This is a genomic window from Flavobacterium sp. CG_9.1 (assembly GCF_015751645.1).
Classification (GTDB): Bacteria; Bacteroidota; Bacteroidia; order Flavobacteriales; family Flavobacteriaceae; genus Flavobacterium; species Flavobacterium xanthum.
Genome location: NZ_JADOVC010000011.1, coordinates 39,830 through 52,466 on the forward strand (window position 1 = coordinate 39,830; position 12,637 = coordinate 52,466).

Sequence of the window (12,637 nt, forward strand, 5' to 3'; positions counted from 1 at the left end):
TATGAGTAATTCTAATCAACAACAAGAGCAGATTAATATTGAGTTAGACGAAAAAATTGCTGAAGGAATTTATTCCAATTTAGCAATAATAAATCACTCTTCATCAGAGTTTGTTTTAGATTTTGTAAGTATCATGCCAGGTATTCCTAAAGCTAAGGTGAAATCAAGAATTGTCTTGACTCCACAGCATGCTAAAAGATTATTAAAAGCAATTGGGGAAAATATTCACCGTTTTGAAGTCGCTCATGGCGAAATAAAAGACACTGAACAAGCACCTATACCGCTTAATTTTGGTCCTGCGGGACAAGCATAAGTTATTTAAAAGGCTTCCGTAACAACGGAAGCCTTTTTTTTTATTCCCTATTTCTAAGGATAGCACTATTATTTTACAAAGGTAAAAGGCTACCTCTGGTGAATGAAATCTTCAGTTTTATTCTTCTATACTTCATATTTTGTTTTTTTGTGAAACCGATATTTAAATCGGTAATCAATCGATGCTACTATATATTATACTATGTGGTGTTGGTTATGGCTCCACATCGAACTGTGTTGGGTACTTTTTTTTTGGTTGCATTAGTGCTTTTAAAATTTCATAGTAATGAGCTCCTGGTATGATGGATTGCCATCGAGATCATGGTAATGCAGTGTTAACTGCATATTAAATAGTCGCTTTAAACAACAAGTTTGTGCTTTAAACGATTATAATGGTGCTTCATCGAAAATATTTTCGGCTCGATTTTAATTGGTATACTTTCGCAATCGAGTTAGAGATACAAACCGTCTTTCTCGTAAAAATATAATTGTTATGAAATATTTTTCTTTAAAAGCAAATACAAAAACCATGGTTAATGGCCTTATTCTATTTGTTTTTATTCTAATTTCAAATACAAGTGTTGTGGCACAAACTGCAAATACTGTGGCAGATTTAAATACAGTTGAACTGACTGTTTCAACAAAAAAAGAAAGCGTTTCAGCCGTATCTTCTTCGAGCAGTATGAATTTTGTATTGTGGTTTATGGGTTCGAAACAAGATCCAAATAGTACCATTTCTACAGAAGGTATTAACACAAAGAAACAAGTAATTACGTCTGGTGTAGCACCCAATCGCCTATTGATCAAAGCTTTTTTAAAGAAAGCGGTGAACTTGGAAAGTATGGTTGCCTAATTTAAAATCATCACTAAAATACATACTTGAATTCAATTAATAAATGCGAAAGTTAGGAATCTCAAAGAAAGATGAAATATTTTTTCAGAACAAAGAAAAGAAAATTAATTCTTTTCCCTGTTTGCTGAAATGGAAAAATTTATCTTACTTGCTCCTCGCCTAAAATTCGCAAAGTATGAAGCATTTTACCGTTGAACAAAGATACAAATTAGAATTTCTGATGCAACAAAACGTCAGTAAAGCGCAAATAGCTGTTGATATAAACGTGCACATTTCATCTATATATAGAGAGATAAAACGTAATTCGGACGAGCGTAACTCTAATTATAAAGCAGACTTAGCAAGTCGAAAATGTAATAAAAGGCACAAAGAGAAGCCTAAAAATCAATGTTTTAGTAATGAAATTAAACAGTACGTCAGCAAACTAATCCGCGCTGATTACTCGCCAGAACAAATAGTTGGGAAATCTTTAAAAGAGGGTATTAATTGTGTTTGCCATGAAACAATTTATAAATTTATTTTAAATGACAAGAAAAACACAGGAGATTTATACAAGCATCTGCGAAGTAAAGGTAAGACCTACCGAAAGCGAGGTGCTTTAAAAGATAAAAGAGGATTAATAGTTGGCAGAGTTGGCATCGAAAATCGTCCAATTGAAGTAGAAGAAAAGCAAAGATTTGGAGACTTGGAAATTGATTTAGTAATAGGGAAAGACCATAAAGGAGCTTTACTAACGATAAATGATAGAGCAACTGGGATGTTACAAATGAAAAAAATAGAGAGTAAAGATGCTGAGATTGTTAAAAAAGCTACTATTGAATTATTGGAGAACTGGAAGCCTTTTTTAAAAACGATTACATCGGATAATGGTAAGGAATTTGCAAAACATGAATTAATAGCACAAGCTTTAGAAATAGATTATTACTTTGCAAACCCTTATTGCAGTTGGGAAAGAGGTGCAAATGAAAATTTAAATGGTTTAGTCCGGCAGTATTTCCCAAAGGGTTCAAACTTCGAAATGATAACAGATGTACAGGTACAAATAGTAGTAGAAAAGTTAAATAATAGACCTCGGAAAAGGCATCAATTTGATTCTCCAAATGAAGTATATTTACAATTATTAAACAATAATCAGGAATTCGCATTAATTAATTGAATCCACCAACCATAAAAAAACTCCCAAGTTGGCTTGAGAGTTTTTACTATAAAAATTATTTACTTTACTTATATTTTTCCAGCAGCAGCAATCAGGTTTAATGCTGAACCGGCTACGAACCAACCTATTTGACCTTCGTTATACGTATGGTTTGCCAAAATTATATCTTTGGTTCCATCTGCGTGAACGAATTCCAATGTTAAGGGTTTTCCGACAGCAAAATCAACTAAATCCGTGAAATTGATTATGTCATCTTCTTGAATTTTATCGTAATCTGCTTCTGTTGCAAAGGTCAAACCTAATAGCCCTTGTTTTTTAAGGTTTGTTTCGTGAATACGGGCAAATGATTTTACCAATACTGCTTTTACACCTAGGAAACGCGGTTCCATAGCGGCATGTTCACGAGAGGATCCTTCTCCGTAATTATGATCACCCACTACAATCGATGGAACTCCAGCTGCTTTGTATGCACGTGCAACGGCGGGAACTGCATCATAAATACCAGTCAATTGGTTTTTGACTTTATTTGGTTTTTGGTTGAATGCATTGATAGCACCAATCAACATATTATTAGAAATATTATCTAAGTGTCCGCGGAAACGCAACCATGGTCCAGCCATCGAGATGTGATCTGTAGTACATTTTCCGAATGCTTTGATAAGCAATTTAGCTCCTGTAATATTTTTTCCATCCCAAGGTGAGAAAGGCGCTAATAACTGCAAACGCTCCGAAGTTTCGCTCACCGAAACAACGATACCAGAACCATCTTCGGCTGGTGCTTGAAAACCGGGATCTTCAGCGGCAAAACCTTTTGGAGGCAATTCATCTCCTGTTGGCGCTTCTAATTTAACTTTTTCCCCATTTTCATTGATCAAAGTATCTGTCAATGGATTGAAACTTAAATCACCCGCTATAGCCAGTGCAGTTACCAATTCTGGTGAACCTACGAATGCTAAAGTATTTGGATTTCCATCAGCACGCTTAGAGAAGTTACGATTGAATGAGTGAACGATTGTGTTGCGCTCTTCTTTGTCTGCTCCTTCTCGATCCCACATTCCAATACAAGGTCCGCAGGCGTTTGCAAATACAGTCGCTCCCATTTTATCAAAAATATCGATAAATCCGTCACGTTCTATAGTATATCGAACCAATTCAGAACCTGGAGTAATGGTAAATTCTGATTTAATTTTTAAGTTTTTATCCGTAACTTGTTTTGCTATTGAAGCAGCACGAGCAATATCCTCGTAAGACGAGTTCGTACAAGAGCCAATTAAACCCACTTCAATTTTCAAAGGCCAGTTATTTTTGATGGCTTCCTCTTTCATTTTAGAAATAGGGGTTGCTAAATCTGGTGTAAAAGGACCGTTTAAATGCGGTTCTAATTCGTCTAAATTGATTTCGATTACTTGATCAAAATACAATTCGGGATTAGTATATACTTCTGCGTCACCAGTTAAATACGGCGCAATTTTATCGGCAGCATCGGCAACATCAGCTCTGTCTGTGGAACGCAAATAACGACTCATGGAATCATCATACCCAAATGTAGAAGTTGTAGCACCAATTTCGGCACCCATATTACAAATTGTTCCTTTACCAGTACATGACATAGCGGTTGCGCCTTCGCCAAAATATTCAACAATAGCGCCAGTTCCCCCTTTTACGGTAAGAATTCCGGCTACTTTAAGGATAACGTCTTTTGGAGCTGTCCAACCAGAAAGCTTACCCGTTAATTTTACTCCAATTAATTTAGGAAATTTTAATTCCCAGGCCATTCCTGACATTACATCGACAGCATCAGCACCACCAACACCAATAGCTACCATTCCTAAACCACCCGCATTTACGGTATGTGAGTCGGTTCCAATCATCATTCCACCTGGAAATGCATAATTCTCTAACACCACTTGGTGGATAATTCCAGCTCCTGGTTTCCAAAAACCTATTCCGTATTTATCAGATACTGACGAAAGAAACTCAAACACTTCATTACTTTGTGTTTTGGCTCTTGCCAAATCCGTCACCGCATCAACTTTAGCTTGGATCAAGTGATCACAATGCACCGTTGTAGGCACAGCAACCTTAGCTTTACCAGCATGCATGAATTGTAACAACGCCATTTGAGCAGTAGCATCTTGACAAGCCACTCTATCTGGAGCAAAATCAACATAATCAGCACCACGTGTAAAAGCTTTTGATGGCATTCCATCCCAAAGGTGATTGTATAAGATTTTCTCCGTTAGAGTAAGTGGATGTCCAACTATTTCGCGTGCTTTATCAACACGAGTTGCCATGTTGTCGTACACTTTTTTAATCATTTCAATATCAAAAGCCATAATGTATAGGATTGTTTGTTATGTGTAATAAAAATTCAAGTATTTAATAGTCACAAGGTACAAAAAATAGAGAAACTATACCCATAAAAAAAGCCTAAGTCTTTTGACAGACTCAGGCTTTTTGATATAATTAACAAAAATGAGATATTATTTTACTAATAATTTATGAGATGGCGCAAACTGAGTTAAATTGATTCCTTTCACCGCTGCTTTATATTCTTCCATTGTTGGAGTTCTACCTAATATTGTAGACAATACCACAACCGGTGTAGATGAAAGCAACGATTCTCCTTTTTTACCTTCTGTATCCTCAACAACTCTTCCTTGGAAAAGACGAGTTGATGTTGCCATAACTGTATCTCCTTTGGCCGCTTTTTCTTGGTTACCCATACATAAGTTGCACCCTGGACGCTCTAGGTATAGAATGTTTTCATATCCAGTACGCGCTATGCCTTTAGGAGCATTATCATCAAATTCAAATCCAGAATATTTTTGTAAAACTTCCCAGTCTCCTTCTGCTTTGAGTTCATCAACGATGTTGTATGTTGGTGGCGCTACTACAAGCGGCGCTTTGAACTCCACTTTTCCATATTGTTCGTCGATGTTTTTTAGCATTTGAGAAAGAATCTTCAAATCGCCTTTATGCACCATACAAGAACCTACAAAACCAAGATCTACTTTTTTAACACCTCCATAAAAAGAAAGTGGTCTAATGGTATCGTGCGTGTAGCGCTTAGAAACGTCCGCGTTATTCACGTCTGGATCGGCAATCATTGGCTCTACAACAATATCTAAATCAATAACCACTTCCGCATAATATTTTGCATTAGCATCTGGAGTCAACGCAGGTTTCTCCCCTGATTCAATAGCTGCAATTCTATTATTAGCAATAGCAATCAATCCTTTTAGCACTTGCTTTTCGTTGTCCATTCCTTTATCAATCATGATCTGGATTCTACCTTTGGCAATTTCTAATGATTCAATCAAAGTGTCGTCCTCAGAAATACAAATAGAAGCTTTCGCTTTCATTTCAGCCGTCCAATCTGTAAAAGTAAAGGCTTGATCGGCAGTAAGGGTTCCTAAATGCACCTCAATAATACGTCCTTGAAATACATTTTCACCGCCAAATTGCTTCAACATTTGAGATTGTGTAGCATGCACCACATCACGGAAATCCATGTAATTTTTCATGTCTCCCTTGAAAGTAACTTTTACTGATTCTGGAATTGGCATAGATGCCTCTCCTGTAGCCAAAGCAAGCGCAACGGTACCTGAGTCAGCACCAAAAGCAACTCCTTTTGACATTCTGGTATGCGAGTCACCACCAATAATGATCGCCCATTCATCAACAGTAATATCATTTAACACCTTATGAATTACATCCGTCATGGCATGATAAACGCCTTTAGGATCACGCGCAGTGATCAAACCGAAATCATTCATGAACTGCATCAATCTTGGAATGTTTGCCTTCGATTTATTATCCCAAACCGATGCTGTATGACATCCCGATTGATAAGCACCATCTACAATTGGTGAAATCACAGTAGCGGCCATAGACTCTAATTCTTGAGAAGTCATCAAACCTGTCGTATCTTGTGAACCAACAATATTTACGGTAACACGAACGTCAGATCCAGCGTGCAAGACTTTCCCAGGCGTTGAACCAACAGCATTTTTATTAAATATTTTTTCAACGGCTGTAAGACCTTGTCCGTCTATAGAAACTTCTTTGGATGGAGCAAAAACGGGAACAATCGCAATTCCTAAAGTTTTTGAAGCAAACGTTTGTAGTTTTTTTCCAAAAACAATCGCGTAAGAACCACCAGCTTTTATAAATTCCATTTTCTGAGGTGTAAATGCCTTAGAAATATCGATCAATTCTGTATCGCCATTGTATAATTTCTTTGTTTTAGTATTGATGGTTAGCACCGTTCCAGTAGCTACAGAATACGCTTCCTCTAGAACCACATCACCACTTTCGTTGCGAATTGGATTTCCATTTTCATCTAATTTCTTTACCCAGTTTTTAAGGTCAAGACCAATACCACCGGTTACATCAACAGTAGTTAGGAAAATTGGAGAAATTCCGTTTGTTCCTGCTACAATTGGTGCAATATTTATAAACGGAACGTAAGGACTTGCTTTTTTACCAGTCCAAAGCGCCACATTGTTCACACCTGACATTCTTGAGGAACCCACACCCATTGTTCCTTTTTCAGCAATCAACATGACGCTTTTGTCTGGATGTTGCGCTTGTAAAGCCTGAATTTCATCCTGAGCTGCAGGGGAAATCAAACATTTACCATGAAGCTCACGATCAGATCTAGAATGCGCTTGGTTCCCCGGCGACAATAAATCAGTTGAAATATCGCCTTCTCCAGCAATGTAAGTAACTACTTTTATTTCTTCTACTACTTCAGGAAGCTTTGTGAAAAACTCCGCTTTAGCATAACTTTCTAAAATTTCTTTAGCAATTTCGTTTCCACTTTTGAATGCCGCTTCTAAGCGATTGGTATCCGCCTCATAAAGGAAAAATTGCGTTTTAAGAACCTCTGCTGCTTCTTTAGCAATAGCAACATTTGTATCTAAAGCTAGGTCAAGTAGCACCTTTATCGAAGGACCGCCTTTCATGTGAGACAATAGTTCAAACGCAAAAGCAGGAGTAATTTCTTTTACAACGGATACGCCAAGTATAATCTCCTTTAAAAATGCAGCTTTTCTGCCAGCAGCAGGAGTAGTTCCAGGAACCGTATTGTAAATAAAGAAGGTAAGAGAGTCTTCACGATCTGCGTTATCTACATCTTTAATTTGTGTGATGATTTCGCCCAATAATTCAGCACCATCAATTGGCTTTGGATGCAATCCTTGTCCTTTTCTTTCTTCGATTTCCTTTAGATAATCGTTATAAATGCTCATAATGCAATTGTTTTCAATGTTAAAGGCTGCTTCTTTTGATCCTCTCAAAATTAAAAGCCATACTATCTAGTTTTTTATTTATGACGCAAATTTAGCTCTTTAAGATGAAATTTAAAAAAATTTAATGAACGCCATGTTTTCAAAAGATATTATTACCTAATACTGATTTTTACTGTTTAAAAATGATAAAATTTAAAAAAATTAACATAAAATTGATTAATCCATAACTAATCAATTGTATTCGTATCGTTTCTAAAATGCAAATAATTGAATAATTAAGAAAACGTTGTAGTTACTCCTGAAAATCAAGCTCAAAGCAACAAAAAAAGCATTTAGAACAACGTTGTAATTATCATTTCTTCGGTGATACCTTCCGCATCTGCTTTGTAGTTTTTGATTATTCGGTGACGAAGTATTCCTATTGCTACCGCTTTGACATCTTCGATATCGGGAGAGAATTTTCCGTTGAAAGCAGCATTGGCTTTTGCAGCCAAAATTAAATTTTGTGAAGCGCGTGGTCCCGCTCCCCAGTCTAAATAATTTTTCACAAATTCAGTAGAAAGTGGATTGTCAGGACGCGTTTTACTAACGAGAGTTACAGCATATTCAATAACATTATCCGCTACGGGAATTCTGCGAATTAAAGCCTGAAAATCAATAATTTGTTGTGCCGTAAATAATGGATTTATGGTATTTTTTATGTCGGAAGTCGTACGCTTTACAACTTGAACTTCCTCTGCAAAAGAGGGATATTCTAGTTTTATAGCAAACATGAACCGGTCTAATTGCGCTTCAGGCAAAGGATAAGTTCCCTCTTGCTCTATTGGATTTTGGGTAGCCAAAACAAAATAAGGTAAATTTAACTTGTAATTCTCACCTGCAATAGTCACGGAACGCTCCTGCATGGCCTCTAACAAAGCAGCCTGAGTTTTTGGCGGTGTTCTATTGATTTCATCGGCTAACACAATATTAGAAAAAATAGGTCCTTTTATAAATTTAAAATGTCTGTTTTCATCTAATATTTCACTTCCTAGTATATCCGAGGGCATTAAATCAGGAGTAAACTGAATTCTTTTAAAATCAAGACCCAGTGCTTGCGCCAACGTATTTACCATCAAGGTTTTTGCTAATCCAGGAACTCCTACCAATAAGGCGTGACCACCAGAAAAAATACAAAGTAAAATTTGATCTACCACAGCATCTTGCCCAACAATAATTTTTGCTATTTCGCTTTTTAACTCTTGTCGTTTTTGAACTAAATTCTGTATTGCTACTACGTCTGACATGTATAAGGTATTTAAAATTAAAAAAGAGTTAGCGTTATGAGATCATAAAACTAACTCTTTTTATTTATTAAAAGAAAAATTTTTTAGTACTAAACGTACCTGAAATTTGAAAAATAGTACTATTTCTTAAGCCAATTATTTGCAAAATCACAGTCTCTGTATTCGCCTATGATTTTGATATAAGTTTCTTTTATTTTTTCATTAAACCATTTTCCAATAGCCAGAATCTGCTTATTTTTTAAAGCCAATTCTTTAATTTTGATATAATCCTTAGCATAATCAGCCGTATGTTCATCAATTCTATTAGTGACAGTGATCAGCTTGAATTTCTTCTTTCCTTCTTCTCCTTGGTCTAAAATAGGAACAGAAACTTGATTTGCTTTCAAATTAGAAACTTGACTGTAAAAAGTAGGATCCATTTTTGTCAATTCAAAACGAGTGTCTTGCGTTTGTGGATTAATCAATGCTCCTCCATTGGCTCTTGTTTCTTTTTCATCAGATAATGTTCTGGCTGCTTCCGCAAAAGTAATTTCTTTATCTTCAATTCTTTTCTTGATCAAAGTAATTTTTTCTTTCGCTTCATCCAGCGCCGTTTCAGTAATCGTTGGCGATAGTAAAATATGACGCAACTCTATTTCCTGTCCTTTAATTTTTTCTACATAAATAATATGATATCCAAAATCTGTTTCAAAAGGAGCTGATATTTCACCTTCCGCTAAACTAAAAGCAACCTCCTTAAATTCTTTGACAAAGGGAGTTTTGCGATTCATTTTGTAATATCCTCCATTCGATCTAGATCCCGGATCTTGAGAATATAAAACTGCTTTAGTTGAAAAACTGGAGCCTTCTTCGATTTCTTTTTTAAACTCATTCAGTTTATCAATTACTTTTTGCTTATCCTCAGCAGAGACTTTTGGAGTAACAACAATTTGTGCCACTTCTAACTCCACTCCAAAAGTTGGCAAATCAGTTTTAGGAATAGTTTTGAAATAATTACGAACTTCTTCAGGAGTAATTTCGACTGCTTCAACGATCTTATTTCGCATTTCAGAGGTCAACTTTCCTTCTTTTAAAATATCTGAGAAATAGGTTCTAAATTCTTCTTCAGAATCCTTTTTATAATATTGAACTACTTTTTCTAAAGAACCAATTTTTTCAATCATATAATTCAAGCGGTCTTCCATCATTCCTTTTACCTCTGAATCAGTTACTACGATACTATCTTGGATTGCTTGATGCGCATACAATTTATCTTCTAATAATTTTCCTAGCATTTGACATCTTGAAATATCATTCACAGAACCTCCTTGCGTAGAAATTTCAAGAAAGGACTTATCAATATCTGAATCTAAAATAATATAGTCTCCCACCGTTGCTATTACTCCGTCAATTTTAAGTTTTCCGGTCGATTGTATCTTTTTAACAGGAGCGATAACGGAGTCCTTAATAATTTCTTGAGCACTTGTTATGACACTTGTAAAAAGCAAAAGAAAAAAAGTCAGTGCAATTCTATTATTAATAGATTTCATTTGTATTTTATTTATTGGCATTATTATAATTTATATTAAATGTAAAACATCCTGATTGTGTTGTTTTTAAATCCAACTATAAAAGCCAGAATAATTTTGGCAAATATACGCTTTAAGAATCAAGTATTGAACTGCTTTTCATAATACAATTCCGTAGCTATCCTCAAATTTAAAACGAACAAAAATAGCAATTCAATTAGATAATACAAGTTTCCTAACTAGTATTAACAAAATATTATAAAGACATTTTTTAATTAGCTTAATAAGCTACTACACTAGAAATAATCTGATTGTAAAAAGCCAATGCAGATTCTACTTTCTAGAATCTGACCTTCATCATTGATTAAAAATTTTCCTTTGCACTGTATTTGTATTTTCAAAATTAAAAATGTGCTGCTTCATACTATTGGCTACAAACAAAAATCTCACTAAAATTTAATGAGTTCACCGCAAAAGGCGAGCTACATTTCCATAAAATTCTCATTTTAAAACCTCTAAATAAAAAGTTCTCAACACTACAACGTTTTCGTTCCGAATTAAAAAAGACTCTGACGCTTCTCGTGTAAGAAATTGTATAAATTAGCTAAAACATATTAATTTGATAGAAAAACAGATATAAAAATAAAGTTATACTACTTTTTATCGCCCTCTATTTCAATATTCACAAAATGGTAGAGATTTGAAATTCTGAAACAACCTACGAATCAAAATCTAATACAAGAAATTATTTCTAAATCTGCTTTTAAAAGCATTTACCCAAATCTATTAACTAACCCCAAATTACTCTTTTTATGAACACACAAAATTTTAAAAATTACTTGCTGGCCGCATTATTGGTTGGTTTGTCTTCGTGTAATTCAAGTGATGATTTTACAAACGATGCTACTGCTGCTGCGAAACAATTTAAAGTTATTGATGTCACCCATCATGATGGTCATCCTTTCAGCACCGGAAAAGCATCAAATACTACAAACGGAAAATATCTCGCAAATCCAGGCGGAGGTGTTATGATGCAAGCTTTCTACTGGGATGTACCTGCCGGCGGTACTTGGTGGAACACGGTAAACACTAAAATTACGGCGTGGTCAAATGTGGGTATTGTTTCCGTTTGGCTTCCACCCGTTTCAAAGGCACAGAACGGACCCTTTTCTATGGGATACGATCCTACTGATTATTTCGATTTTGGAAATTACAATCAAAATGGCACGGTAGAAACTCGATTTGGTTCACGTACCGAATTAGAAAGTCTAATTACAAAAGCACATACTGAAAACATGCAAGTATATGCTGACATGGTATTGAATCACAATAGCGGAGGGCAGATAGAGAACAATCCGTTTACAGGAACTCAAACGTACACCAATTTTACGGGCGTAGCTTCTGGAAAATTCCCAAGAACTAGCGCTGATTTTTACAAAAATTCTTATGGAAACAATGATGAAGGAGCTTTTGGCGGCTTTCCAGATTTAGCCCATGTGGCACCAAATGTGCAAGACTGGCTTTGGAAAAGAGCAGATGGCGTAGGAAAGTATTACAAGAACACGATGAAATTTGATGGCTGGAGATTTGATTATGTTAAAGGTTTTGCTCCTTGGGTCATAAAAGATTGGAATGCAAACGTTGGTGGATTCTCAGTGGGTGAATTATGGGATTCTAACGTAAACATACTGAATGATTGGGCAAATAATGCCAATAGTTCTGTTTTTGATTTTGCCTGCTATTATAAAATGAACGATGCATTTGACGGAAACAACCTGAGCATCCTCAACGATGACATGATGTGGAAAAGAAACCCGCACAAAGCAGTTACGTTCGTCTCCAACCACGATACTGATGAGATTTGGAAAAAAGAGCTAGCCTATGCTTACATCTTAACCCATGAAGGATATCCAACTATTTTTTACAGAGATTATGAAGAATGGCTGAACAAAACCAAAATGAACAATTTGATTTGGATTCACAACCAAAAAGCAACGGGAACAACCTCGATTTTATATACTGATACTGATGAATACATCGCCAGAAGAAATGGGTACAATGGAAATCCAGGATTAGTAGTCTATATCAATAACTCCGCCACATGGCAAGAGAGATGGATTCAGACTAACTGGACTAATGCTCAAATAAAAGATTTTACTGGAAATTCTGCATGGATACCAACAACTCAAGCTGACAAATGGGTCAAAATACAATGTCCTCCAAATGGGTATTCGGTTTGGTCGATAAACATGTAATCATAAAAAATT

The 12,637-nt window shown here is 35.6% G+C and carries 8 protein-coding genes; 4 read left to right on the forward strand and 4 right to left on the reverse strand.

Annotated features, from left to right (window positions below; genetic code table 11):
• The first annotated feature begins 1 nt into the window (after nt 1).
• The 3 genes from IWX83_RS07705 to IWX83_RS07715 all read left to right on the forward strand — a co-directional run bounded on the left by IWX83_RS07705 (nt 2) and on the right by IWX83_RS07715 (nt 2,321).
• Nucleotides 2-313: a DUF3467 domain-containing protein gene (locus IWX83_RS07705; RefSeq protein ID WP_073354716.1), complete on the forward strand. Its 312-nt coding sequence runs from the start codon at nt 2-4 to the stop codon at nt 311-313.
• 492 nt (nt 314-805) lie between these two features.
• Complete coding sequence (locus tag IWX83_RS07710) at nt 806-1,165, forward strand: hypothetical protein (protein ID WP_073354718.1); 360 nt, start codon at nt 806-808, stop codon at nt 1,163-1,165.
• A gap of 175 nt (nt 1,166-1,340) precedes the next feature.
• Nucleotides 1,341-2,321 carry an IS30 family transposase gene (locus tag IWX83_RS07715; RefSeq protein WP_196828827.1) on the forward strand — a complete coding sequence of 327 codons (981 nt, stop codon included), beginning with the start codon at nt 1,341-1,343 and terminating at the stop codon, nt 2,319-2,321.
• A 68-nt stretch (nt 2,322-2,389) separates the two neighbouring features.
• Here the strand turns inward: IWX83_RS07715 and IWX83_RS07720 are convergent, their stop codons facing one another.
• The 4 genes from IWX83_RS07720 to IWX83_RS07735 all read right to left on the reverse strand — a co-directional run bounded on the left by IWX83_RS07720 (nt 2,390) and on the right by IWX83_RS07735 (nt 10,412).
• Nucleotides 2,390-4,657, reverse strand: a complete 2,268-nt coding sequence (locus IWX83_RS07720) for an aconitate hydratase (RefSeq protein ID WP_196828829.1) — start codon at nt 4,655-4,657, stop codon at nt 2,390-2,392.
• A 147-nt stretch (nt 4,658-4,804) separates the two neighbouring features.
• Nucleotides 4,805-7,576, reverse strand: coding sequence for a bifunctional aconitate hydratase 2/2-methylisocitrate dehydratase (locus tag IWX83_RS07725; protein WP_196828831.1), 2,772 nt, complete (start codon nt 7,574-7,576; stop codon nt 4,805-4,807).
• Between the two features lie 332 nt (nt 7,577-7,908).
• Nucleotides 7,909-8,862: a MoxR family ATPase gene (locus tag IWX83_RS07730; protein WP_196828833.1), complete on the reverse strand. Its 954-nt coding sequence runs from the start codon at nt 8,860-8,862 to the stop codon at nt 7,909-7,911.
• A 119-nt stretch (nt 8,863-8,981) separates the two neighbouring features.
• A complete protein-coding gene (locus IWX83_RS07735; protein WP_073353549.1) occupies nt 8,982-10,412 on the reverse strand; it encodes a peptidylprolyl isomerase in 1,431 nt (476 codons plus the stop codon).
• Between the two features lie 770 nt (nt 10,413-11,182).
• Here IWX83_RS07735 and IWX83_RS07740 point away from each other — a divergent pair.
• Nucleotides 11,183-12,625: an alpha-amylase gene (locus tag IWX83_RS07740; RefSeq protein WP_196828835.1), complete on the forward strand. Its 1,443-nt coding sequence runs from the start codon at nt 11,183-11,185 to the stop codon at nt 12,623-12,625.
• Nucleotides 12,626-12,637: the final 12 nt, after the last annotated feature.